Annotated in this window: 16 protein-coding genes; 4 read left to right on the forward strand and 12 right to left on the reverse strand. The window is 53.5% G+C overall.

Annotated elements, in window-relative coordinates:
* Window positions 1-141 precede the first annotated feature (141 nt).
* The 8 genes from SYNC_RS00730 to SYNC_RS00760 all read right to left on the reverse strand — a co-directional run bounded on the left by SYNC_RS00730 (window position 142) and on the right by SYNC_RS00760 (window position 9,418).
* Window positions 142-951, reverse strand: a complete 810-nt coding sequence (locus SYNC_RS00730; protein ID WP_041426256.1) for an alpha-1,2-fucosyltransferase — start codon at window positions 949-951, stop codon at window positions 142-144.
* 185 nt (window positions 952-1,136) lie between these two features.
* The gene (locus tag SYNC_RS14095; RefSeq protein ID WP_011618127.1) at window positions 1,137-1,859 is read right to left on the reverse strand and encodes a hypothetical protein; all 723 of its coding nucleotides are present in this window, start codon (window positions 1,857-1,859) and stop codon (window positions 1,137-1,139) included.
* Window positions 1,859-2,689, reverse strand: a complete 831-nt coding sequence (locus SYNC_RS00735; protein ID WP_011618128.1) for a DUF6492 family protein — start codon at window positions 2,687-2,689, stop codon at window positions 1,859-1,861. Before SYNC_RS00735 ends, SYNC_RS14095 begins: the two co-directional genes overlap by 1 nt.
* Window positions 2,686-3,786, reverse strand: coding sequence for a hypothetical protein (locus SYNC_RS14100; protein ID WP_148201791.1), 1,101 nt, complete (start codon window positions 3,784-3,786; stop codon window positions 2,686-2,688). Before SYNC_RS14100 ends, SYNC_RS00735 begins: the two co-directional genes overlap by 4 nt.
* 422 nt (window positions 3,787-4,208) lie before the next feature.
* On the reverse strand, window positions 4,209-5,225 hold the full coding sequence (locus tag SYNC_RS00745; protein WP_041426261.1) for a GDP-L-fucose synthase: 1,017 nt from the start codon (window positions 5,223-5,225) through the stop codon (window positions 4,209-4,211).
* Complete coding sequence (gene gmd / locus SYNC_RS00750; RefSeq protein ID WP_011618131.1) at window positions 5,222-6,376, reverse strand: GDP-mannose 4,6-dehydratase; 1,155 nt, start codon at window positions 6,374-6,376, stop codon at window positions 5,222-5,224. Before gmd ends, SYNC_RS00745 begins: the two co-directional genes overlap by 4 nt.
* On the reverse strand, window positions 6,377-7,759 hold the full coding sequence (locus SYNC_RS00755; RefSeq protein ID WP_011618132.1) for a sugar transferase: 1,383 nt from the start codon (window positions 7,757-7,759) through the stop codon (window positions 6,377-6,379).
* A 573-nt stretch (window positions 7,760-8,332) separates the two neighbouring features.
* The gene (locus tag SYNC_RS00760) at window positions 8,333-9,418 is read right to left on the reverse strand and encodes an SLBB domain-containing protein (protein WP_148201792.1); all 1,086 of its coding nucleotides are present in this window, start codon (window positions 9,416-9,418) and stop codon (window positions 8,333-8,335) included.
* Between the two features lie 332 nt (window positions 9,419-9,750).
* On the opposite strand from SYNC_RS00760, the gene SYNC_RS00765 reads away from it, so the two are divergent.
* The 4 genes from SYNC_RS00765 to SYNC_RS13640 are packed head-to-tail and all read left to right on the forward strand — an operon-like array spanning window position 9,751 to window position 15,126.
* On the forward strand, window positions 9,751-12,228 hold the full coding sequence (locus SYNC_RS00765) for a polysaccharide biosynthesis tyrosine autokinase (protein ID WP_011618135.1): 2,478 nt from the start codon (window positions 9,751-9,753) through the stop codon (window positions 12,226-12,228).
* Complete coding sequence (locus tag SYNC_RS00770; RefSeq protein ID WP_011618136.1) at window positions 12,213-12,698, forward strand: dual specificity protein phosphatase family protein; 486 nt, start codon at window positions 12,213-12,215, stop codon at window positions 12,696-12,698. The genes SYNC_RS00765 and SYNC_RS00770 overlap by 16 nt, the downstream gene beginning before the upstream one ends.
* Window positions 12,698-14,500: a hypothetical protein gene (locus tag SYNC_RS00775; RefSeq protein WP_011618137.1), complete on the forward strand. Its 1,803-nt coding sequence runs from the start codon at window positions 12,698-12,700 to the stop codon at window positions 14,498-14,500. Before SYNC_RS00770 ends, SYNC_RS00775 begins: the two co-directional genes overlap by 1 nt.
* Before the next feature lie 2 nt (window positions 14,501-14,502).
* Complete coding sequence (locus SYNC_RS13640) at window positions 14,503-15,126, forward strand: SRPBCC family protein (RefSeq protein ID WP_011618138.1); 624 nt, start codon at window positions 14,503-14,505, stop codon at window positions 15,124-15,126.
* Here SYNC_RS13640 and SYNC_RS00780 read toward each other — a convergent pair.
* From SYNC_RS00780 to SYNC_RS00795, 4 genes are read right to left on the reverse strand one after another with little or no spacing between them, the layout of a single operon-like run.
* A complete protein-coding gene (locus SYNC_RS00780) occupies window positions 15,024-16,331 on the reverse strand; it encodes a hypothetical protein (RefSeq protein WP_011618139.1) in 1,308 nt (435 codons plus the stop codon). The genes SYNC_RS13640 and SYNC_RS00780 overlap by 103 nt on opposite strands.
* 26 nt (window positions 16,332-16,357) lie before the next feature.
* A complete protein-coding gene (locus SYNC_RS00785) occupies window positions 16,358-17,596 on the reverse strand; it encodes a glycosyltransferase family 2 protein (protein WP_041426262.1) in 1,239 nt (412 codons plus the stop codon).
* Window positions 17,536-24,072 (reverse strand): thioester reductase domain-containing protein, encoded by a 6,537-nt coding sequence (locus tag SYNC_RS13495; RefSeq protein WP_011618141.1) that lies wholly within the window; start codon window positions 24,070-24,072, stop codon window positions 17,536-17,538. Before SYNC_RS13495 ends, SYNC_RS00785 begins: the two co-directional genes overlap by 61 nt.
* A complete protein-coding gene (locus tag SYNC_RS00795) occupies window positions 24,069-25,196 on the reverse strand; it encodes a hypothetical protein (protein WP_011618142.1) in 1,128 nt (375 codons plus the stop codon). The genes SYNC_RS13495 and SYNC_RS00795 overlap by 4 nt, the downstream gene beginning before the upstream one ends.
* Window positions 25,197-25,386: the final 190 nt, after the last annotated feature.

Consider the following 25,386-nt stretch of genomic DNA (forward strand, 5'->3'; position numbering starts at 1 on the left):
CTATTCAATTCAAGGAGGTTTGGAGCTAATTTTGAGACAGATCTATAGAATGATCCAATGAATATTCTCAGGATATAGTATTTAAGTAACGAAAGCCTTGGTGCTAAAGCGGTAAAAGTTGGCATGAGAATAAATAGATAATTAGTATAAGTAAATTATATCTTCATGCAATTGTCTAGGCCTTTGCAGACCCAGGGCCAAGTGTGAAGGCACAATTGTTATTTTTGGGGCAATTGATAACGCAGAAGACCACCAAGAATAAGTACTATTGCTAAGAATTTTGCAAGGCATTTGTCTCAAAAAATTAAAGTCGCTTAGAGGAGATGAAGAGGGCAGAAATTGATATGTAATGCGAGGCATTTCATCTAAAATTTGATTCATAAGCATAGCAGCATGTTTTTGATCATCAGACACAATAATAAAATCATCAAAGCCTTTGGCAATAGCAATAGATATGGCTTCTTTGTAATATTGATAGCCACAAACATTAAACTTTTGATGCGAGATAAAATCCCCACCTCGAATATGAACAGCAACTGTATTCCTCAAAAATCTAAGCCATGATCTGTCGAACTTAAGGGACTGCAAGTTAAGCTGAGGGAAGAAACTATTTGCACTAGGTTTATCAAATTTTCTCCAGAAGTAACCATCTAAAAAAATATCTGACGAAGGAAATGGTATGAACCTGAAGACATCATTATATGCATTCCATGTATAACGGCCAACGCGGAGATGGACAGAGCTATATTTAAGCAATTGATCGCGTAGCGAAACAGGTTCAAAAAGAAGCCATGAAGGAATTTCAAACAAAGGCTCAAAGGCTAATACTCTATTTGCCGCATATTTTTCTCCTGCAAAGTTTATTAGAATTGATTGATTACTGGCAATTGATTGTCTTAACTTTAAAGCGGTGGATAGCTGAAATAACTGGTTGCCAAGACCACCACACATTCGAAGATGAATCATTGTAAATATTCAGTGAAATACTTGTAAAGGTAGGATAAATAATTCTAAGAGAGCTCGGAATGTAAAAAGCTTGAGAACAAGGCAATGGCAAAATAAAAAAACTCAGTACCCATATGCATTTTTTTGAATGGCAACTACCCATACAAAGAAGTAAATATAACTTTGAAAGCCTAAAAGAAGCAAATGGGTATTAAAATTAAATAAACCAATAGACTTGACCAAAGCCTAGTAATCACTAACGAATTTAGAAATAGCACTGAACTCCTCTGATGATTTTGCATTTTTAAAAGGATAGGATCAAACCAAATAGTCAAACCGATAGTATTTAATGCGGTCAAAACAGTTGATGCACTTAAAAAAGTTGCTCTGTAGTCTGGGTAAGAAGCTATGAGTACAAAAGTAATCGGCCAAGCCGCATAATATGGAAAATAAAGCAAAAGGATCATACATTTAACTCTTGAGAAGCGCTTAAGCCTTGTATTAAATTTAAAAGATGCAGTAATTGGCCTCAAGGTAATATCTTTAATTGTAGAACGAAATCCTTTTGAGGGTTGTTTAATCCAACGACCATGGGTCAATGATGTAGTTATTAATTTCCCATACAACGATGCTATTTGATTTTGGAGAACAAACACTGCCAAAAGACTTATAGGAACCAAAGAGTATAAATAAGGTATTGAATTAACTACATTTAAATCAATTTTCTTTGTATCAGCTAACCACCCAAGCAGTGGGCTGTATAAAAAAATAACAAATCTAGAAACTATTGACAATGAACCTTGTAGGGTGATTCCAGCATATGGGCTATTTACTGAAAACCCTACAGATCTAGCAATACTTGTGGAAGACTCAATAAAGACTAATATTGAAATCAGAAAAAAAAGTACAAACATCAGACTATTTCAATTCCAAATATCCATGCTAACGATGCCAAGAACTTTTTAAAAGTATTTGCATCATGTGTATTTTCGAATGAAATCATATCAAAATGACAGTTATTTGCAAATGGATTTGTTTTATTAATGAGAAATGAATAAACGAGGTCTGCACGACGGAAATATCGTAATTTACCTATCGAAGGAGATAAATCGTATATAGTTGCAGCGGTCATCAACAAGTATTCACTAAAACCTGGGGTTGCCAAAGAATTAGAGGCATCATAGTTAGAAATATCTCGAACAAGAATTTGCTGCCAATTATTACTACAACAGAATACATTCTCAAAAACCTGACGATTCCATATACCAAAATTTACAATTGGAGATATTTTTTGATTTAATAGTAAGCGAGCTACTCCTTCGAAGCGGGATATCGAAGGCATGAATTTAAACATATTTAAGTAAGTATTTGGCTCATTCTTTCTCGTAAGATAAATCTGATTTTTGAATACCATTGGGGAAACAAAAGTATCACCATCAAGAATAAGTAAGTTTTTCATATCAAGATGAAAAAAATAATCGGCTGTCAAAATTTTTATGATCTGTTGTTTATACCATCCGCTCATTGAAAGATACTCAGGCATTTGATCTACTTTATGTCGCTGCAATATATTTTTATCGTGAATAACAGTGATAAATTCAGGCGAATTAATGCCATGTATATTGTTATCAGGGCAAATTAAGATTATCTCAACTTCGCCCAGCATAAGCGCCAAATGATCGTAATAGTTTAGAACACGATAATCTACATCTTTTTGAAAGATGATTATTTTGCAAGGCATCATGCTTTAATCTTAAAAATCCTTGGGAAAATAAAAACTACTAAAGCGAATATTGAAGAAAGAAGAAGGGTAATTGTGTTGCTATAGTCTTCGATCATACCTACAATCAACACGCATACCAAGGCGATTTGCAATAATTTGATAATAGAATCTGTTTTAAATTTGAGTAATGCTAATTTTACTGAAGAAAGACAATAGGCAGTGTAAACAAATATTGAAAGAATGGGGCCTAACACCAAAAAATGTATTCCCGCAGGCAATGCAACTCCTGAGTATTTCGACAAAAACGGAAAAGCTGCATAAAGAACGTTTTTATTACCTCCTGATAGGATAGATTGTTTAAGAATTTCGGTGTCGCCTATCGGAAATAAAATTTCCGTAAAAGGCATGCTGTTAGAACTAGATGTAATTATAAATGCGGTATCATGTAAATTCAACCTTGTAAATAAATTTATCCACAACTCAAAGGAATACGGAATACCTAAGTAAGTTTTGTAGAAAATTGTAACAAGGCCAAGAAGAATAGGTGCCGATAATAAGACGATAATACCTTTAGAATTTAAGAAATTTAATCTCACTAATAAATGTATAAGCGTGGCAAAAAGAAATACTCTCAGTCCCAACAAAATTGACGCGGAGCTTAAAATTATCAAAGCAAGCCAAAATCTTTTAGAGCTCATTAATGAACTTGAAGTGTAAATTTCTGCAAGTAGAACGATTGAGCTAAAAGACAAACAAGGCATAGTATATATACCAGAACCTTTATAAAAACCATTTCTATACAATTCAGCAAATATGCCAGCTGATTGAAAGTCCAAAGATCCAACAGCACCGAAGACAAATGAAAGTAAAGATGAAAAAAAGATAATTAAACATATATAGTCATAAGCTATAGGAGAAAATTTATTTTTGCCTAACAGCGGATAACATTGTTTTGTGTGTAAAACAATGTATATTGATGGAACAGAACATCCAACAAAATACAATATTGTGAAGAGCCAAGTATTATATGATAATTCTGAAGAAGGGGGAACCGCTAAACAAAAAAATAGTAGAGCAAAGCTACCTATAAAAACATTTGCAGGATAGATATAAGACACTTTTTTATGCAAATTCGTTATTATTTAAATATCTAGATGCAATAATTTTATCATATGGTTGACACCAAGACATAAATAAAATACTGGACATTGCAAAATCTCTTTAATAGTCAGTATTTATTATTATGAAAATTTAGACAGACTAATGATGGCTTTTAGCTAAAGCTTGTGAAAACACCAGTCTATTGATGGATGGCAAATTTGCTCAACATCCAAGGTTTAACCACTTTTAATAGAAAACACTAAAATAGTACACTAAAAAGCATTAAAGAATCAAATCTTATAGAATTGCAAAAAATTACCAGCAAAGCAAATACTATTCATTGCAAGATTACAATTTAGAAAATTGAACGAATTTAATATGAAAATTTGTTATGATCTCGAAAGATTGATCGTGAATGCAATGGGTGTTTAGAGCAGATTTAATTACGCAAATTCTGCGACAATCCTTCCTTAATGAAATCCTCGTAGACCAAACACAATCCTTCCCTTATAGGGATGCTCGCACTCCAGTTTAGCTGCTTCATCAAGCTGACATCAAGTTGTTTCTTTGGTGTTCCATCCGGCTTACTTGTGTCCCACTCAATCGTTCCTTCAAACCCAACGACTGCTGCGATCTGTTCCGCTAACTCCTGAATCGTTAGATCCACTCCCGTTCCCAGATTCAAAAACGCCAGCGGTTTCCCTTGATCATCTTTTGGTGCATCTTGATCAAGAGCGCTCCAGTTTTCCAGCGCAAACACGCAGGCATTACCCAGATCATCCACATGCAAAAACTCACGCAGCGGTGATCCCGTTCCCCAACACGTCACACTTTTTGCCCCAGCTTGCTTGGCTTCATGAAAGCGGCGGATGAGCGCTGGCAGCACATGGCTATTTTCCGGGTGATAGTTATCTCCAGGGCCATACAAATTCGTTGGCATCAAGCTGATCGCATCAAATCCATACTGTTGTCTCAACGATTCGCACAGCTTGATCCCCGTAATCTTGGCGATCGCATACCACTCATTCGTGGGCTCCAATGATCCTGTCAATAACGCTTCTTCTTTGATCGGTTGCTCGGCAAACTTCGGGTAAATACAACTACTACCCAGAAAGAGCAATCGCCGCACCCCCGCTTTCCAAGCACCTTCAATCACATTCGTTTGGATCTTGAGGTTCTCCAACAAGAAATCGGCTGGATAGGTGTCATTGGCATAAATTCCGCCCACCTTGGCGGCTGCCAGCACCACCACATCTGGCTTGTTTTCTTCGTACCAAGCCTTCACTACTTCGTGATTGAGCAGGTCCAGCTCCTGGCGCGTTGGCGTCAGTAAGGCTCCGCCTTTCGTTTCATCGCCATAGCCATTCTCTTGCAACGCCCGGCAGATCGCGCTGCCCGCCATGCCCCTTGCTCCTGCAACAAAAAAACGATCGTCCGCTTTGATCAAGCTGCTCACGCCTTGCCTCCAGCGGCCTTGACGGCATCAGGATTCGTTGGTGGATTTTCCATCGAGCCCACCACATTGAATCCTTTCAATTTCAAATAAGCCTCTTTCTTGGCCTCCTCCTTGTCAGTCGCCACCATCTCCGCCACTAACTCTTCCAGCGTTGTCGTTGGCGTCCAGCCCAGCTTCTGCTTGGCCTTCGCGGGATCACCGAGCAGCGTCTCCACTTCAGCTGGACGGAAATAGCGCGGATCAATCCGCACTACCACTTCCCCAGTGCTGCGTTTGCCCGTTTCCTCTAACCCCTTGCCTTCCCACTCGATCGCGCCCCAGCCCAGTTCCAGTGCCGTTAATTCAATGAACCGCCGCACGCTTTCCTGCCGCCCCGTGGCGATTACAAAATCCTCCGGTGGACCCTCCTGCTGCAGCATTCGCCACTGCATCTCCACATAATCCCGGGCGTGTCCCCAATCCCGCAGCGAATCGAGATTGCCCATATACAGGCAATCCTCTAAACCCGCATCAATCCGTGCCAAACCCCGCGTGATCTTGCGCGTCACAAACGTTTCACCACGCCTGGGGCTCTCGTGGTTGAACAGCACCCCATTGCAGGCATACATCCCGTAAGCCTCCCGGTAATTCACCGTGATCCAGTACGCATACAACTTGGCCACCCCATAGGGACTGCGTGGGTAAAACGGCGTGCTCTCCTTTTGCGGCATCTCCTGCACCAAGCCATACAGCTCACTCGTGCTCGCCTGATAGATCCTCGTTGTCTCCGTGAGCCCCAGCATCCGCACCGCTTCTAATATTCGCAGCGTACCTAATGCATCACTATTCGCTGTGTATTCCGGTGCTTCAAAGCTCACTGCCACATGGCTTTGGGCTCCGAGGTTATAAATTTCATCCGGCTGCACCTGCTCAATGATCCGGATCAAATTGCTGCTATCCGTTAAATCTCCGTAGTGCAGCACCAACCGCGGATCATCCACATGCGGATCTTGGTAGAGATGGTCGATCCTATTGGTGTTGAAGCTGCTTGCACGCCTCTTAATCCCATGCACCTCATATCCCTTCTCCAGCAGCAATTCCGCTAAATAACTTCCGTCTTGGCCTGTAATTCCGGTGATCAGCGCCTTTTTGCAATGACTTAATTCTGACATTTAAAAACTAGAGATTTTGTCGTGATTTAATGGGGCACTCGGAACAGGAATTGCACCCTGAGCATTAAAAACCAAACGCATTGTTTTAAAAAGGATCAGTAGATCCAGCCAAAAAGAAAAATTTCTAAGGTAATAAAGGTCATAGCTAAGCTTATTAGCCGCGTCTTCAACTGAAGATCCATAAGGATAGTTAACTTGAGCCCAACCACTGAGGCCAGGCCGAATGCGCTGCCTTAAACAGTAATGCGGAATCTTTTTTTCAAGATCCTGATCAAATTCAGGTCGTTCAGGCCTTGGGCCTATAAGACTCATGCTTCCAGACAAAACACACCAAAGCTGTGGGAGCTCATCCAACCGTGTTCGCCTTAAAAGGGAGCCAACCCTGGTGATACGGGAATCTGCACACTTCACCCACTGGGCACCATCACGCTCAGCATCGATGCGCATACTCCTCAACTTCCAGATTGTGTAAGGAATGCCTTCAAAGCCGGATCGGGTTTGTGAATAAAGAATCGGGCCACCATCTTCAATCTTGATCAACAAGGCTGAGATCAGCAAAAGAGGACTCGTGAGCACTATCAGCAAAGCCGACACAATCACATCACCGAGACGTTTCAACCGAGTTTCAAACTTACTTGCAGGCCGTGAAAATTCACCGCGAAGCAATTCAACATCACTCAGAAACTCTGGAGGGAAACGCTGCAAAACAGCTTCACACCATTCATGCCGGCAAATCACTATTAGACCTTGTTGCTGAAGCTCTAAAAGACGATGAAGAATTGGAGCTGGTTCAGAATCAACATCATCAACAACGATGGGATATGGACCAACTTCGTTCAACTGAGCATAAGAGAAATGATCGAGACGAGCCGACAAGCGTGACCACAGGAGGTGATGCTGAAGCCGCTGATATGCCTTTTGAGTTCCCAAAAACTGCCAGAATTTTCCATCTGACAGTCTCCTTTTGATGCATGCACGCAAAAAGATCTGTGCCATCAAGCTGAATATCCCCAACAAGCCGAGGTAAGGAAGCAGGAAGCTGCGAAACAGAACATCTCCTGATGCGCCTTTGAGCAACCAGTGGTAAGAAAGTGTTCCACCAAGACTGAACACAACCACGAGGAATGTTTTTACTACAAGCTGAATAAGAACCAACGAATTGGGAGAAAGATTGAAGCGATCAATTCCTGGATAACGACCCAATATGTAGCTACCAACCAACCAACTGATCCAAAGGATCAACAATGGAACTGATAATTCAGGCCAACGCCCAAAACAAGACAGAAAGAGACTGCAATAGACAACTAAACACACGCCACTATCAAGGAGAATGGCAGCCAAAAGACGGCGACGAGACAGAAGCCAAGGAAGCCTTATTTGCATATTGAAATGGGACTTGAAGGTTTAATCAGCAGCTGTATGGAGTTCGTTGCGCAGACACAGCAATTTTGTTGAATCCTGAGGCGGGTGGGAGCAAAAGCTCAACCACCTCACCAAAGCTTTGACATTCTCCTGCATCAAAGTGCGGCAATTCCGAGTGATTCACTGCGGGGAAAGCCCATCAGCCCGTCGATACCGCGCCAAAACCCTAAAAGCACGCATTCGTATCTCAATAGTAACTATTTAATACCGGATACGTGCCCTTTGACTGATACTCACTTTATGCAGACAGTGCATAAAACGCTAAAAATGCACATTTTGCATACAAATTTATGAAGATCCAAGAACTTCTCGGCCCATTAAGCATCAGAAGAAACAATTACAAACTATTTCCATGCAGATAACGCATTAAACGACGCACTTGCATCAATTAATACGGCCCTATTAAGCATTTGACGGATTCAATCAGGTTCATTCCATGCCGAGAAAGCCTCAAGCAAGAATTCCGCGCAAGTTCGCTCAATCCACCACAGCCAAAGCGCTTTGAATCAGCAATAGGAATGGTCCTGATCTTGCTTAATTATTGGTGTTGATTAAGCGAAACAGGCTGTACACCGTGACCAACCCACTCACCGGTTCACTCACCGCCCCAATCGCATCACTGCCTTTCGCTAGCAAACTACGGCCCACGCGCACGGTATCTCCCTGGCGCAGGGGTGGATTGGCTTGATTGGATGCACCTTGGCTCATATCAAAGCGGAAGCGTTTGAGCGTGGCCGTGCCGTTGCGGTTAATCCGCACCAGCTCCACATTGCCGCCGTTGGCACGCCAATCCTTCAAGCCCCCTGAAGCCAAAATCGCTTGAACCAATGGGGTATTGGCCATCAGCTCCAAGCGGCCAGGGCTATTCACCTCACCGATCACATTCACTTCAATCACTTTTGGAGACAGATTCACAGAAGCCAAGGCAATCGCTTCTGCAGGCACCTCTTCTGCCCGTTCGATTTTGATCGTGTCTCCATCAAATAAAAACGGGTTTTGTTGCTGATCACCCTCCAATACCAGATCAAGCAAATTGAGGCGCGCCCGCTTGAAGCGAACGGGTGTACCCGGCAGCCTTCGCTGTAACTGCACCTCCCTCAAGTTGGCCTGCTGAGTGATACCACCCGCCTTTTGGATCACATCCACCACCGTGGGTAATCCAGAAATGCTGGTGGTGGGCCCGCCCTCCGTTTGAACAGACTCTGTTGTGGTGAGTGAGTACAGGCCTGGCCGCTCCACAGCGCCCACCACCGACACGCGGATCGGGCGTGGGCGCACAACCTGCAGCTGAAGCTCGGGCCGCAGCAACTGATCAGCCAAAAGTTGCCGCGCCCAACTGCTGGCCTGCTGCAAGGTGAGGCCGCTCAACACCACACTGCCCACCAACGGCAGTGCCACCGATCCATCATTCAGCACCTCTAATGGGCCCGAAAGCTCTGGTGCATCAAACAGCTTGAGGTCGAGCACATCGCCAGGACCAATGATGTACACGTCTCCCTGCAGAGCTTCTTGGTCCGCAGACATCAACTCAGATGCTCCTTGGCCCTGATCGGTGCCAGGCCCATCAAGCAGAGAAGCAGCACTCACTGAACCCACAACGAGCGGGCACGAAGCTGCCATCGCAATAGAGAGGACAAACCCCTGCAGCCGAATGCCTCTCCTTGAGTGGGCTGAAGCGCACGGGCGTGGTTGATCAACGCCAACCTCCGCTTTGGCATTGCTGTGAAGAGTGCCCTTAAGCTCCGTCAAAAAACGCAGACTGCTTTAAATCGACGCCGAACATACTCTTTCCTTCGTTTCAGGAAAGACAACCAAAGCATGGGATCAATCTTTATGCGTAAACGGCATAGTCTTTGTCTATGCAGAAATGGAATAGACCCCTAAAAACACTCGTTTCATTATTGATCTAAACGATGTTTAAGACTTTAATGACAATCCTCTAGCTCAAGTTCTTGTCAAACCTGATCGCCCGACCAGGTCAAAGCCCTGATCTTGTTCCGCAAACGATCCAGGACGTGCAGGTAAGAGACCTTGGACTCAACCTTTCAAACCTGAAAGCAGAAGCGAGCGATGAGATCGATCTCAGGGAACTATGGCGCGCGCTGAAGCGCAGAAAAAAGATCGTTGGCTTTACCGCTGCCGCAGTTTTAGTGCTGTCTGGAGTCGTCACCACCTATCAGCGCCTGTTCATGCCGGTCTATGAAGGCTCCTTTGCGCTCTTAATTACCGATCCCATCAGCAATGAAGGGGGGAACAACTCTGCTGCTTCCAGCGCCGCAAGCGGAACCGTATTTGAGCAACTCGCTCGCAACACCACTCAAAACGACATCCCCACCTTGATTGAGGTATTGGAGAGCCCACTGCTACTGGCTCCAATCGCCAAGCGCTTTGATGTCTCCGAAAACGAGCTTGCAGAGCGAATCAACATCACAACCGGTGGTGCGAAGCGCAAAGAAGCTGAAGGGGTGCTCAAAGTGAGCCTCACCGGCCGAAACCCCAAAGAAGATGGCCAACTGCTCGAGGCCATCAGCGCGGCCTACCTGCAAACAGCTTTGCAACAGCGCCAGAAACGACTCACCGATGGCATCGCTTTCCTCGATTTACAGGCCCCGGCCTTGCAGGCCAAAGCAGACGCCATCCAGGGGGAGTTGGCTGAGTTTCGAAGGCGCCACTCCCTGCTCGAGCCCGCCATTGAAGGCACTGCCCTGAAACAGCGGGAAGCCACACTGGCGACTCAGATTTTTGGCTTTGAAGCAGAGCGCAGTCGCTTGAAACGCGTGCGTCAAGACATTGCCAGCGGCAGCCTCAGCGCCCGGGGATTTCAAGAAGCCATCAGCACCGGCAGCGGTGGAGTCGTAACCGGCAACCAGCAGTCTCAGGGTCTTGCTGTCAGCGACGCCGACCAAAGCTTGTTGCAACAACTGCTCAAAGTGGAAACCGAACTGGCGGAAGCCCGCTCGAAATTTGTCAACAACTCTTCCATGGTGCTCAGCCTTGAGGCCCGTCTCGAGCAGCTCCAACCACTGTTGCGTGAAAACCAACTGGAAGCCGTGGATGCAGCCCTCGGCCTCAACGCCAACCGCCTCGCCACCGCCCGGGCCCAGGAGCGCACCCTGCAGGACAACTTCCTGAAACAACCTGCTCTCATCAAGCAGTACGAAACGCTGCAAACCAAGCTCACACTCGCTCAAGAAAACCTGTCTGGACTGGTGAGTGCCAGGGAAACCTTCCGTCTCGAAAGCGCCCAGAGTTCTGTGCCCTGGCGCGTGATCGATCCACCAGAGATTGATCCCAACCCGATCAAGCCATCGATTCCGAGGAACCTGGCCCTAGGCGCCATGCTCGGGCTCGTTGCTGGCGTAGCTGCCGGCCTGATTCGTGATCGCTTCGATCATGTCTTTCATCTCCCAGCAGAGGTCAAAGATGATCTGAACCTGCCTCTTCTTGGCCATATTCCTCACGTGGCTTTTTTCAAAGGGGTGCGGGAAGACAAACGCTTCCTTCTCAACGAACTTGATCAATCGAGCAATAACAACGCTACGAACGCTCCAGAGAGCCGCAAACAAGATCGCTACCAACGTTTTTTTTACCAGGAAGCATTCCGCAATCTGTTCACATCACTGCGTTTCCTCAACACCGAACGACCGTTAAAAGCCGTAGCTCTCACAAGCTCACTTCCAGCAGAAGGGAAATCTCTTGTGAATGTGCTGCTCGCCAAAACCCTTGCCGAAATGGGGCAGCGGGTACTGCTCGTGGATGCAGACCTCCGCAAACCACAACTGCACATCCGCCTCGGAATCAACAATCTCCAGGGGCTCTCCAACCTGATCACAGAAGACGCTTTGCATTGGAGGGATCTCTGCAAACAGGTCCCTGGATACGAAAACTGGAGCGTGATGACCGCTGGCCTGCGGCCACCGGATCCCACGCGTTTGCTCAGTTCACAGAGAATGCATGACCTCGTTCAGGAGATCACTCAAAGCAACGATTTTGATCTGGTGTTGTTCGATACCCCACCGGTGCTGGGCCTGGCCGACGCCTCCCTTGTGGCCGAACACTGTGATGGCCTGATGCTGCTCGTGAGTCTGAATCGCGTTGACCGAGGCTTGCCCCAAGAAGCGGTCAACAGAATCGTCTCCAGCGGCGTTCCCTTGCTGGGCCTCATCACCAATGCCGTGAGCACCGAGGAGCAATCCAATCAGTTTGGCTACGGCAAATACGGCTATGGCAAATACGGATACGGCAGATATGGATATGGATATGGCGGGTACAACAGCTATTCAGCGGCCCTCTACGCCAACTACGCCGACCCAGAAGACAGCATCGACTCGAGCAGTGAAGGCGCAGGCAAAAGCCTCAAGGCATCACCAACATGGCGAGAACAGCTACGGGAACGTAGCCGTCGCTTCATGCAATGGCTCGACAACTGATCGCCATGCAACAACGGTTTCATATCCACTGGATCCTCATCGATGAGCTGGCGATTGGCCCTGCTCCTCGAGCGGAGCGCCACGTGTTGCGTCTCAAAGAGGCTGGGGTTGGCTCCGTTCTCAGCGTTTGTTCCGAGGAGGAAGCACCACCTCCGCCCTCTCTTGAACAGCACTTTGCCTGCCGCCGCATTGTGCTGCCCGATCACCGCAGCGGGCGCCTGCCCGATCGAAGCGAACTTCGCGATGCTCTTGCCCTGCTTCTCCAGCTGCATCAACAGCAGGCTCCGGTGTTTGTGCACTGTGTTGCCGCGATGGAGCGCTCACCCCTGGTGTGCCTGGCCTGGCTTGTCGAACGCCACGAGCTCAGCCCAGAGGCAGCTCTCGATTATTTGATGCAGGTCCATCCGGGCACCAATCCCCTTCCCGGCCAGCTGGCCCTGCTGCGCAGCCAGAAAACTGGGGCCAGCTAATGCCAATCCTCTGGAGCCCTCCCCTACCGCCACCACCGCTGCCGAGCCCTCAGCCGCCGCTCCAACAGCGAGCGGTCAAACCGCTCGCCAATCAAGCCCCGCGCTGGGAGCTCCTGCCCCATCCTGTGCTGCCGGTCAAAGCTGATGCACCGGCAGCGGCACTCCAACCACTCACAGCTGATCAAGTGGAAGCGGTGGTCAACACCATCCCTCTCGAACGGAACGATTTCCTTCCCCTGCTGCGACTCTCTCCGGCCGTTCCCACAGCCACCACCTTCCTATCGGAGCAGTGGCGGATCGGTTTCTTCAATATTTCACCCTTCGATTCCGGCGAAGCCTCCGGCACCGGCAACCAGAACTACGCCGTGAACCTCGATGTGGGCCTAAGCGACAACCTCCTGCTTTCAGCCTTCGTGAGTCAGGCCGACGACCCCCTCTCAGCCCAAATCACCGGCTTCACCAAGCAGCCAGGCAACTTCTGGCAAAGCTATGGCGCCGCCGCACGCTGGAAATGGCTCGATCAAGACCAATGGAAACTGGCCATCAGCGGCTCCTTGGAGGCCTGGGAGGTAGGCAGCGGTGGTGACGATTCTTTCGCCAACAAGGGCAGTGATTCGAGCCCAAACATCTTCAACAACTCCGGGCGTCGGGTGTTCACGCGCAACATTGTTGGCTCCCTCAGCCTGCCAATCACCTTTCAGGCAAGTAATGCCTGGCAATTCAACCTGTCGCCTGGTGTGAGCTTCCTGCCTTCCAGTCAAGGCGGCGGCCAAGGCGGCTCAGGCACCTTCTATGGCACAAATCCCTACATCAGTGGCGGGGTTCTGTTCCAGCCTTTCCCCGAACTTGGGCTCACCGCCAGCATCGCCCAACCCGTGGGTGCTGGAACCAATAGCTTCAACGCCGATCTGCAGTTTTCGCGTGTGCCGATCTATTCGGCCGGCATCAACTGGAACCTCAGTCCCCGCATTGGTTTGCGCGGCCTTCTCACCAATGGTTTTGGGGCCACACCGGCCACGGCCCTGCTCGCTCTGCCCTCCGACAACCGTCTGGGCTACAGCGCCAGCTTCGTGTTCACCCCTGATGTACCCGACATCCCTCAACCGCCGCTAACCAGGCGGCAGCGCTCCCTTGCTCGCGGGGGTCTCACGGTAAATACCGCCCTTGTTCCGCCTGAAGATGAAATCGACGCCTGGGTCAATGCCGATTCCGGCGGCAATGTGAACCCCTTTATCGGCTATTCACTCTCGAATGTGTTCCAGCTTTATCTGTTCAGTGGAGGCCTCTATAACAACGTTCCTCAAACCACACCCCAGGCCCGGCTCTACGCCAACGATGGCGCTTGGAACTGGCGCATTGGCGGCAAGGCCGTGGCCTTCAGCCCCCTGCGCGGGGCCCCCTTCTGGGGAGGTGGTCGCATCACCCTCGGCCGCAACAGCGACACTGTGAACAACACAGGTCAGGGCTACGTGTTCGCCGAAACGATGTTCACCTGGGAAGCCTCGGACACTGTGGCCCTGAATCTCAACCCCAAGCTGGTTCTGAGCGGTGCAGGAAATCTCTGGGCCGTGGGGGTTAGCACCAACGTGCAGGTGGCCCCCCGCTGGCAACTGGTGCCTGAGGGCAATGTGGTGGTCAACAACGTTGCCCAAAGCAATGGCACCCTCGGGCTGCGCTGGCAAACCACCGACTCTCTGGCACTCGAGGCCTACGGCAGCACCGCCGCCTCGATCCTCGATGTGGGCCAGCTGCTGAGTGCCGAGCAGGTGCGCTTTGGCGGTCGGATCCTCTTCAGTTTCTAACCGTGCTGTTCTTGCTCCTCACCCCGCAGCCGGTTGAACCACCTCCCCTTCGGCCCGCCCTGCAACGCGTCCAAACAAGCAGCAGGGTCCAGCTGCTGCGTCGTGGTGAACAAGCCACCCTCTCCATGCAGGTACCGGTTCCCATAGATCGAGCCTGGGCTGTGCTCACCAACTACGCCCGCACCTTTGCGGCCATGCAGGATGTGGCTGCCGTGCAGCTGGTGTCACGGCAAGGCCAGAAGCTACGGCTCAAGCAGGTTTTGCAGGCTCCCTATACCTTCGGGTTACGCATCAATGTTCTTCTCGAGGGCGAGGAAAACCCTCAGAGCCGCAGCCTCCGCTACAGGCTCGTGCGCGGCGAAAACATCCGCGCGCTATCCGGCGAGTGGACGCTCACGCAAGATGCCGGAGGCACCCTGGTCCGTCACACCATTCGGCTACAGCCCGAGATTCCAGGCTTGCTTCAATCCAGTTTCCGCAGCCTCCATGACGCCAGCCTGCGCCAAAGCTTCGAAACGCTGCGTCAGTTGATGCTGGGGCCGGCCTTGAGTGACAACCGCGTCCCGAGCAACAGCGCGACCACCACCACAACCCCCAGCCCACTGAGCGTGAAAGCCAAAGGCTGACCAGGGATCGCCTCAAACATCGAACTGATGTTGGGCTTGACCAGCCTGTCAGCGAGCAACGACACGCCCAAGAAAGCCAGCAGCCGGCTGCTCCACTCGCAGCCATAACGCAGCGCAAACACACGCGCCGGATCCTCCTGCTGCGCCAGGGTGACCCAGGCCTGATGCAGGGCGGCAGTGACCACCGGCAACCCCAAGCTGAACCCAAACACACCAACGAACCACAGACCATCCACGGCCACCAGCGCCGGCACTCCAGCTCCAACCAAAATGAGGGCCTGCCCCAGTAGCAGCGCGCGGCCGCTCATTCGCCAATGCTGGCCTAACCAGAAGCGCCAAAGCAGGAACCCCCCTCCATAGCCGGCACAACCCAAAACGAGCACAACAGCCATTCGGGCGGCACCCCAACGTTCCGCCACCCAGGCGGGAAAAAGGATTTCGCAGCCCGCATACACACCCATCACCACAGCACTGAGCAGAAGTGCCTGCCGCGCCTGCGCACGCCGGCGCCAGAAGCGACGGAGACGCCTGGGGAGCGAAGACCAACCGATCGAGTCCGCAGGGGCAGGGGATGGCAGCCGTTGCAAAATGTCCTCGCTCCAGGGCGCCAACAACACGCAAACCATCGCCAACACAAAACTGAGGGCGTCTAAGCCGAGCACACCCATCAGCCCCAGGGCAGACACCAGCCAAGTGCCCAGGAATGGGGCCATCGTCACCACGAGGCCATCGGTGGTTGCAAACAAACCATTCGCCCGAATCAGTGCAGGTCCATCGGCAATCAAAAGCGGAATCAAACTGGAAAATCGCAGCACCAACGTGGCTTCCGCCATCGCCGCTACACCCTGAATCAACAAAATCGGAAGCAGGGACGGCAGCTGGCCCGCCTGGGGCGCGGCCCCCAGCAACACCCAAGCCAAGGCCAATGTGCATAACGCCCCGACCGCATGGGCTAGCAGCATCAGCCGCGCCGGTGGCCAGTGGTTCAATCGAGAAGCCAGCAGAGGCAGAGCCAGAATTCGGGCGAGCTGCACCACCAACGCCACCAGACCGAAGTCGAGCAACCTGCCCGACTGAGCAAACAGCCAAAGCCCAATGCCGTAGAGGCTGGTCTGCGTCCCCAGATTGGAGATCAACTGACCACACCAGAGGAAGCGAAACAGCACGCTGTTAGGCGGTGCCCCCTTGGCCCCGTTGGCAGACATCGACGACCCGGTCAGCAATGACACCTTTATTGGAGTCGATCGCGCTGGATCCACACCCGCGCAGGCCTCGTCCGCACGGCATAGTCAACCCCACGCCAAGAGATCCGGCGAGCCAGCAAGGCTGCCACTGTGGACACCCCATCCACCAGCTGCCCTGGCAACAGGCCCACACTCCAGCCCAACCAATGGGGACGACCTTCCGGCTGCAGCAGTTGTTCAATCCAGCACAGCAGTCCCACGCAACCCAGCTCGTAGACCAGCGCCGTGGTCCAATCTCCCTCAAGCAGCGCAAGCAAGAGCAGCGCTGCACTGCTAATCCCGTGGAGTGCCACCAAGCCCCAGGCCGGATGATGCAGGCGAGCGGTGAGCAGCTGACGGGTGATCCAGCGGCTCAGCGGGAGCAACGGTTGAGCAGGATCCGGATCCACCATGACCAGATCCGGTGCGAACCGGTAGTCCAAACCCAAACGTCGCAGCGGACCCAACAGGCCGGTGTCTTCGCACAGGCCCCGGCTGAGTAGCTCCAGCCAATCGCCCGCTTCCACAACTGAGCGGCGCACGCAAAGGCATCCACCCCAAGGGATCTTCCACAGGGTCATCAACACCACAGCACCGGCGTTCCACACCGCTCGCGTCCAGCTGCTCAGATTCAATCCCGATAACCCTGGTGATGGCGGCGCAAACCAGCGGTTGCCGGAGATCGCCCCAACGCCGGGATGCAAGCAAGCACGGGCACAGCGCTCCAGGCCATCCTCAGCGAAGCGGATATCAGCATCGAGCAGCACCACAAGGGCGCTATCGGAATGAAGACCAGCAAAGGCCTGGCGTAGTGCTGCACATTTCAGCGAGCCCTGGCTCGGACGCTGCTGAAGCGTTCGGCATTGCAGCTCGTTCCACGCGGTATCAGTGCGAGCCAGCCAGGGCTGGAGCAGGGTCCAGGCTGGATCAGCAGCGCTGTCCACCACCACCTGCAGCCGCCAAGGGCCTGGGTAGGTCTGGCGAGCAAGAGCTTCCAACAGCCGTGGCAGGCAGGAATCCGCCCCTCGCAAACACAGCACCACCTCCAAAGGCAACCATCCCTCCTCAGGCTCCGCTGCACACGGTGTGATGCAACTGCGCAACTTGCGCAGTCGATCGGCAAAGAGCCCTACCAGCACAATCTGCAGAAGTAGTAGTCCAAACAACAGCGCTGTTGAGGGCAAGTTCAAACCCCAGAGCTCTGCTGAAGCAGCACCGATGACCAGGGACCAATCAATTGAGGCCAATCAGGGCAGCGCACCCCCTGTTCAGCCAGCAACTCAGTGGTGGAAGCACAACTAGGTCGAGCCCGCTTTCCCCTGCAATTGCGCTCCGGATAGGTCAGGCCATCGTCTCCCCAGCGTTGCTGCAGAAAAGGAAGCAAGGGCTGAAGCGGATTGGCCGAGCTCTGTTCGATCTCAGAGATCCAGACCTGCATTGGCACAATCCGCCAGCCGCTCAGAGTCTCGGTGATTTGGCTCAGCAAGGCGTTGAGCATCAACGGCTCAGGGTGCTGCAAATGGAAACAGCGTCCCTTGGCAGGCCCACTCCAAGCCAGTGCAGTGATCGCATCAGCCACATAATCCACAGGAACCATATCGAGCTCCCATGCCAGATCAGGTGATGCCCCAAGGGCCAAACAACCCTGCAGCAAGCGCTGCAGGAGATCACCTTGGTGCCAAGAGCTGCCATTGGAGGGCCCGGCAATCAGCGGAGGTCGATAGATCGTGACGGGAAGTCCGGCCTCCCCTGCCCGCCGCACCATCCGGTCCGTGACCCATTTCGTCTGGGAATAGCCGAGTTGGATACCGGTCCAAGCCTCCAGCGGATCGTGCTCAGCGATCACCTGGTCGCAACAAACATCAGCCTCAAACACAGCAACGCTGGAAATCAATTCAAAACGCACTGGTGAGCCTGCGGTGGCCAAATGGAGCAGCTCTCGAGTTCCTCCCACATTGGCCGCTGCCAGTTGGGCGTAACTGGCCATCTGACTGAGCTGGGCACCGTTGTGGAGGATTCCACCCAACCCCTGGCCTAAAGCAGCGAATTGATCAGGGTCCAGTCCCAGGCGCGGCTGGGCAAGATCCCCAAGCACCACCTCCAACCGCTCCGCCCAGGCAGGATTCCACAGCCCATAACGACGAAGATTCAGCTCCAACTTCTCCGATCCCTGTTGCCTGGAGGCAGCACGCACGAGACAACGCAGCCGCAGTTCCGGCCAACGCTCAAGCTGCCCTGCCAGCAGGTAGGCGCCCAAAAAGCCACTCGCCCCGGTGAGCAGCAACTGCTCACCGGGCGCCTCCAACGTGGGCAGGTTTGGCCGGCTCCACGCCTCCGGCAGCTCAGCTTCTTGATCCAAATTCAGCGCCATCCGATCTGAAACCTCCCCATCCGTGCTCAAGCGCTCGAGTGCCAGGGCTGCCAGATCATCAAGGCAGGGCGCATCACTGAGGGCCGCTAGATCCAGGCGCCACCCCAAGGCCTCCTGCACCACCGCTGCGAACTCTGCCGCCATTAAGGAATCGAGCCCAAGATCAAACAAGCTGGTGTGGGGGTCGAGCTGGGCAGATGGCTCCTCCATCACTCCCGCCAAAAGCTCTTGAAGCGTGGCCAAGAGCCAGGGCCGACGCTGCCGCATCGGCAGTGCTTCTAGTTGAGCTCGCACTTGCGCTTCCGAACGACCAGAAGCCTCTGGCAACAGTGCTTGAAACCAGGCCGCCTGACGAGGAAGCGCCTGGCTCACCAGCCGCGGCCAGTCGGCCGCCATCACGGTCACCACCCCGCTGCGTCCGCGCTGCAGGAGACGCGCCAGCGCCTCAAACGCCTCACTGTCTTGCAAAGGCTTGAGGCCTACGGCTTCAAAACGCTTCTCCAGTCCAGCCGCCATGCCCGTTCCGCCCCAGGGACCCCACTGAATGGCCAGCCGCAATGGCCCGCCTGGCTGTTCAGAATGCTCAGCCGACAGGCACATCGCTTCGAGAGCTGCGTTGGCAGCTCCGTACACCAGCTGCCCCGGGGAACCAACCCCAGCGGCAAGCGAAGAAAACACAAGCTGGAAATCCACCTGCAACCAAGCCTCCGGCTGCAGTTGTTGCACTTGCTGGAGCTGCTCACCAACACCCCACTTCGCCGAGAGCACCGTCTCCAGGCCCAGCGCATCAATCGCATCGATGCGTTGGTCCCAAAGCGTTCCCGCCGCATGGATGACGCCCCGCAGTGGCTGGTTGTTCGGCAGCACATCCAGGGCCCGGGGTAGTTCCACCCAAGTGAGGGACTCCACTTCAATCCCCTGAGTACGGAGCCTCTGCAGCTGTTGCTCTGCATCGCTGTCGGGCTGAGGCAACCGACGACCCACGAGCAACAGGGCCCGAGCCCCCTGCTCCACCAACCAGCGCTGCAGCCGAAGACCCAGACCCCCAAAGGCACCAACAATTAAATAGGTCCCGTCGGAACGGATGCGGCACGGGGGCGCCTGTGTGGGCAAGGTGATCACCAACTTGCCCACATGCCGGCCCTGGGCCATCAGCCGAAAGGCGTCTTTGCACTCGGCCAAAGAGAAAACGGAGGTCGGCAAAGCCTTCACTCGCTCCTGCTGGACCGCCTCAACCAGAGCCAGCAGTCGCTGACGCAACGGCTGGGGATCGCTTGCCGCCAACTCGAGCAGATCAAAGCGGTGGTAGGTCACATCTGGGCGCCGCTCCCGCACCTGGTGATCACTCCAGATCTCCAGCTTGCCGAGCTCTACAAACCGCCCCCCCTCAGAGAGAGCACGGAAACTGGCATCCACCCACTCCCCCTTAAGGCTATTGAGCACCACATCAACGCCACGCCCTCCGGTGTGCTCCAGCACCTGATCAGCGAATGCGGTGGAGCGAGAATCAAAGACGGCATCCACCCCCTGCTCCAATAGGGCAGCCTGCTTAGCCGCACTTGCTGTGGCCAAGATGTGAGCACCGCAACGCAAGGCCACTTGCAATGCAGCTTGCCCAACCCCACCGGCGGCAGCGTGAATGAGCACGGTCTCCCCCTGCTGAAGCTGAGCGAGCTGCTCAAGTCCGTGTTCGGCTGTGAGATAGGCCGTCGACAGGCTTGCACCCAACACTGGGTCCAAGGACTCAGGCCAGGGCACGCACAGGTCGGCGCGACAGCTCACATGGCTCGCCAAACTGCCCAGGGTGAGCGCCGCCAACATCCTGGATCCCAGCAAGGAAGGATCGGTCCCCGGGCCCACAGCCACCACGCGGCCGACCGCTTCTCCCCCGAACGGCAGCTGGGCATCAGCCCTCAGCCCCAACGACTGGTTGTGGGTCTGCAGCAGACCGAGAGCATTTAAGACATCGCGGAAATTGAGCCCTGTGGCCTCCACCGCCAGCTCCAACTCTCCAGGCAGCAACTGGGGCAGGGGCAGGGGCGCATGCACCAAGCCTTCCAATCTGCCGCTGCCATCCGCCAGGATCCGAAACCGATCGCCATCCATCGGATGCAAACAACGGGTATCAATCCGGTCTTCGCCGCACCAGCGCAGCTCAGCATCACCACCCGTAGCCGCTAGCAACCGTTGCCATTGGGGCGATGACAAGACCTCACCCTTCAGGGTGATCGTGCTGCAACGCCAGGCCGGACAATCCTGAGCCAGGCTGCGGACCGCCGCCTGCACAGCTCCAACTGCCGGAGAGAAGAGATGCGGCAACAGTACAAACAGCTGACGCGGACGTTGCAGCGGCAAGGCCTGCAGCGTCTGCACGAGTGCGGGCACCAACGTGGCGGGATCAGCAGACTCTTCCATCACGATGGGATCAATCGCTTGCTGGTCGCACCAGGTCTGGACTGTCTCGGGGATCTCTCCCAAAGCAATCAAACTGATCGGCTCCGATGCCACCGAGCTCCACTCGGACAGCGCTCCGGCCGGCAGCTCAGACCAACCATCCTCCAAAAGCCTGGCCGCCGGTAAGGCAGGGGCCACAGGAACCATGAGATCGAGCATGGTGCGCGATAACTGCCGCAACTGCAGACCTCTGATCGAACCGATCGGAGCGCCCGCCACATCGTGCAATTCCAGATCAGCCACCCGATGGCCTCTCGCTTCGGCGCCTTGCTGCTCAACGCTCGACTCCCGTAGCTGCAGCCGGCAACGCAATGCATCCGGCAGGGGCCAGCATCCAAAGTGAACGGCTTCCACCCCGGTGGGAAGCAGCAACTGAGCGGCAGCCGGCTCCTGAGCGATCACGGCTGCAACAAGCTGAAAACACCCATCGATCAGGCAACGATCCGGAGCTCCCTCCGGCCGAATGAGAAGGGCTTCAGCGCAAAGCCCGTCAACCCAGAACTCACGAATAGGCCGATACGTCTGTCCATAGCTGAGCCCTAGCCGCTTCAAAGCGCCGTACAGCTCCTCCGGCGCCTGCCTTTCAGCCTCTGAGCTCGGAATGAATCCCTGCTCTGGCAACAAGGAAGCCTCACCAGCTTCAACAGCCAGCTGCACTTGTCCATGCAGCTGCCAGTCACTGGAATCATCACCAGAAACAGGGCGACTATGCAACGAGAGCTCCTGTCCATGAAGGAGCGCTTGCAGTCGCACCGGCCCGTCATGGAGCCAGAGCGGCCGTTCCAATTGAACGGCGCCCAACTGCAGCGCCTGCTTCCGCTCCTTCAGCCAGTCGAGAACCAACGCCAGATAACCAGCCGCCGCAAACACGGGCTGACCGCCAAGCCGGTGGTGCTTCAGATCCGGAACACTGTCAGCGTCAAGCTCCGCGTTCCAATGCTGCGTCTCTCCTGGCAAATCCAGGCGTTGCAGCTGCAACGCTCCCTGACGTTGTGGCGCAGGGCTTGTCAAGCCAAGGTGATCCAACCAGAGACTCGCTTTGACATCCTTAGCTGCCGTCTCAATTGAGCTCCACCAGTAGCGAGAGCGGAGAAAGGGGTGTCCAGGCGGTTGCACCAAACACCAGTCAGCACCCTCATGCCAAGTGGACCAAGACATCTGAGCTCCTGATGCCAATGCCTCCACCAGCTCCTCGAGCATTCGGCGAGCGGAGGCGCCAGGAGACAACATCTTTAATTGAATCTTCTGCAGAGAAGCTGGTAGAGCGGCTTGACCCCTGGATGGCACCTCTCCAGACCAGGCCACAGCACCCTGACCAAGCAATTGATTCAGCAACTCCTTTCGGCTACTGACGATGAGGGCTATGGCATGAGGGAACTGCGACCTTCTCAAATGCGTGCTGGCGCAAAGATCAGCGATCTCCACCTCGGGATGGGAATCCAGCCATTCCGCGTAATCCCTACGAAGTACGGCAAGCGCTTCGGGGGAGCGAGCACTCAACCAGAGCAGCTGCAAGGCGGGAGCTGCAGAGCCGGAGGCTTTAGCGCAGTCGCCATCAAGCTCAGTTGCAGCGCTAAGAACCGCATGAGCATTGGTTCCGCCAAAGCCGAAGGAGCTAACGCTGGCTACAAGCTCTTGATCCTCCGCAGGGAAAGGCATCAGCGCATCAGACACCTTGAGTCCAAGCCCAAGCATGTCGACGCTGGGGCTCGGGCGGCTGTAGTGCAAGCTTGCCGGGATTTGGCGACGCTTCAGGCAGAGCACCGTCTTGATCAGGCCCGTAATCCCTGCGGCGGTTTCGCCATGGCCGAGGTTGCTTTTCACTGAACCCACGAGGCAAGGCTTCGCCTTTGATCGCCCAGCTCCGAGCACGGCACCCAAGGCGCGCAGTTCGATGGGATCGCCCTGACGGGTCCCCGTGCCATGGGCTTCCACGTATTGCGCTGCCGCAGGCGACAGCCCAGCAGCGGCATAGGCGGCTTGCACACAAGCCATCTGCGCCTTCTGACTAGGCGCTGCGATCCCCTGACTGCGGCCATCGGAATTCACCGCGGTGCCACGGATGACCGCCTCAATCCGATCACCGTCGCGCAGAGCTGCCCTCAACGGCTTGAGGAATACAGCACCGGCCCCTTCGGAACGCACATAGCCATCCGCCTCAGCATCAAAACTGCGGCAGCGGCCTGATGGCGACAGCAACCCCGCCTTGCAGAAGCTCATCTGTATGCCGGGATGGATTAAGGCCTGCACACCTCCAGCCAGAGCAAGCTCTGACTCACCGCGGCGCAAACTCTCGCAGGCCAGATGCACCGCAACCAACGACGAAGAGCAAGCGGTATCCACCGTGAAGCTAGGACCTTTGAGATCAAAGGCATAAGAAATACGGTTCGCGGCGATGCAACCGGTGTTGCCGGTGAGGATGAAGGGCTCGTTGTCGGGCATGAGGTACTGCGCTTCCGAGGCCCACAACAATGCGCTGTAGTCGGCACTGGAGATGCCCATAAACACACCCACAGCGCGTCCGCGAAGCTGTTCGAGGGGATGACCTGCCCCCTCAATCGCACGCCAGCACACCTCCAGGAGCAAGCGCTGCTGAGGATCCATGCACTGCGCTTCCCGGCCACTAATTCCAAAAAAGCCAGGATCAAACCGATCGACCCCTTCCACCAGTCCGGCGCGGCGCACGTGCTGGTGAAGCGGGCGACGCGGATCCGGATCGTGATGGCGTTGCGGATCCCAACGTTCAGGAGGGATCTCCCCGACAACGTCTCGTCCCTCAGCCAGAAGATCCCAAAAATCGTCGGAGCTCTCAACACCACCAGGCAGCCGGCAGCCCATCCCTATGACCGCAATCGCTTCTTGCTGATTGGGCTTGTCCGGATGATCCAATCCCGTCATCCCTTTGCGAAGTCTCCGTCCAACAGAAGCGAACGAATCGCCTCTCGATCAGCCACAAGCGGATGTCTCCCTACCTGCGCCTTGAGCGTCTGATACCGCTCCGGATGATCCAGCCAGCGACTGCAGAGATCTAATAAGTCTTGAGGCTTGCGGATGCAGCAATCAATCTGCCTTGCCTGGAAGTAGCGACGGGCCAACAGCTCCTGGGGCATCGTCATCCCGAAACCATTGAAAATCAGCACAGTGCCTGCTGCCAATGCTTCCGTGGCTGTCCGCGCACCTGGCCTCGCCACCATCGCCCAAGCTTGTTTGTACAACTTGGCCATCTCAGCAGGCCCCTGGAATCCCAACGGCTTCAGGGAGAGTTGGGGATGCTGCTCAGCCCATTGCCGAAGTTGATCCAGAGCAGCCTGACGACGACCACATAACGCAACGACACGCAGCCTTCCTGCCAGGGGCAACAACACATCGAGCAAGCGAATGTGGTTATTGGCACCGTTGGCACCGGCCCCTAAAACCAATAACGGCAACTGATCAGCGCTAATGCCACGTTCCGGCCGGGCGAGCTCCTCCTCAAAGGCCGGATCAAACAAAGGTCCCAAGGCCGGGACTGGGACACGTTTGTAGCCCCTACGGCGTACATCAGCACTCACCTCGGGGGTCAGCGTCCAGAAAACATCCGCGCTCCTTGTGAGCCAATTACGACTGAACCCAAAGCCCCCATCGAGCTCGGTGCAGCAGGTGATGCAGCGCAAATTGGGACAAACCCGCCGAGCCAAATCGAAATGCCCACGGTTGATATGGGGATGGGTAGAGATCAGCAGATCAGGCTGAAGCCTGCGCAACAGCCTGATCACATAGAAACGACCAGCAAGCAGGGTGCCGGGCTTGGTTACATCCTCAAACTCAACAACACGCCAATAGATCTGATGCATCCAGGGTCCATGGCGTTGGATCCAGTTGTAAAGAGCGACTCCTGCGCGGGTGAAGACGCTCGCGTTCTCGAGCACATGCTCAACCAGAACCTCCCCATCTGGATCCCAGCGTTTCAGCCAGGCCTCGATCGCATAAGCCGCTGCATCATGAGCCGTACCACCGCTGGAGGTGAAGATCAAAACCCTCATCAACTCAGAATGCCATGCCGAAAGACGGCTCAATTTGAGACTAAAAAGTTCTGAAATTACAGACCACTAAGATTGCGCAAGGCCTTCAAAGCATGAAATCAGGTTTTATGCATAAACGGCATAATGAGCGCCTGATCCAAAAGCCAATCACAATCATTTGGCTCGGATTATTCTGATCACGACTGCATTT

This window comes from Synechococcus sp. CC9311 (genome assembly GCF_000014585.1).
Taxonomy (GTDB): Bacteria; Cyanobacteriota; Cyanobacteriia; order PCC-6307; family Cyanobiaceae; genus Synechococcus_C.

Excerpts from the sequence above, each read along its gene's own strand:
- SYNC_RS00730 (WP_041426256.1), bottom strand. The coding sequence starts at position 951 with ATGTGTGGTGGTCTTGGCAACCAGTTATTTCAGCTATCCACCGCTTTA.
- SYNC_RS00795 (WP_011618142.1), bottom strand. The coding sequence starts at position 25,196 with ATGAGGGTTTTGATCTTCACCTCCAGCGGTGGTACGGCTCATGATGCA.
- SYNC_RS00735 (WP_011618128.1), bottom strand. The coding sequence starts at position 2,689 with ATGATGCCTTGCAAAATAATCATCTTTCAAAAAGATGTAGATTATCGT.
- SYNC_RS14095 (WP_011618127.1), bottom strand. The coding sequence starts at position 1,859 with ATGTTTGTACTTTTTTTTCTGATTTCAATATTAGTCTTTATTGAGTCT.
- SYNC_RS00775 (WP_011618137.1), top strand. The coding sequence starts at position 12,698 with ATGCCAATCCTCTGGAGCCCTCCCCTACCGCCACCACCGCTGCCGAGC.
- SYNC_RS00780 (WP_011618139.1), bottom strand. The coding sequence starts at position 16,331 with ATGTCTGCCAACGGGGCCAAGGGGGCACCGCCTAACAGCGTGCTGTTT.
- gmd (WP_011618131.1), bottom strand. The coding sequence starts at position 6,376 with ATGTCAGAATTAAGTCATTGCAAAAAGGCGCTGATCACCGGAATTACA.
- SYNC_RS13495 (WP_011618141.1), bottom strand. The coding sequence starts at position 24,072 with ATGACGGGATTGGATCATCCGGACAAGCCCAATCAGCAAGAAGCGATT.
- SYNC_RS00755 (WP_011618132.1), bottom strand. The coding sequence starts at position 7,759 with ATGCAAATAAGGCTTCCTTGGCTTCTGTCTCGTCGCCGTCTTTTGGCT.
- SYNC_RS00760 (WP_148201792.1), bottom strand. The coding sequence starts at position 9,418 with ATGGCAGCTTCGTGCCCGCTCGTTGTGGGTTCAGTGAGTGCTGCTTCT.
- SYNC_RS00770 (WP_011618136.1), top strand. The coding sequence starts at position 12,213 with ATGGCTCGACAACTGATCGCCATGCAACAACGGTTTCATATCCACTGG.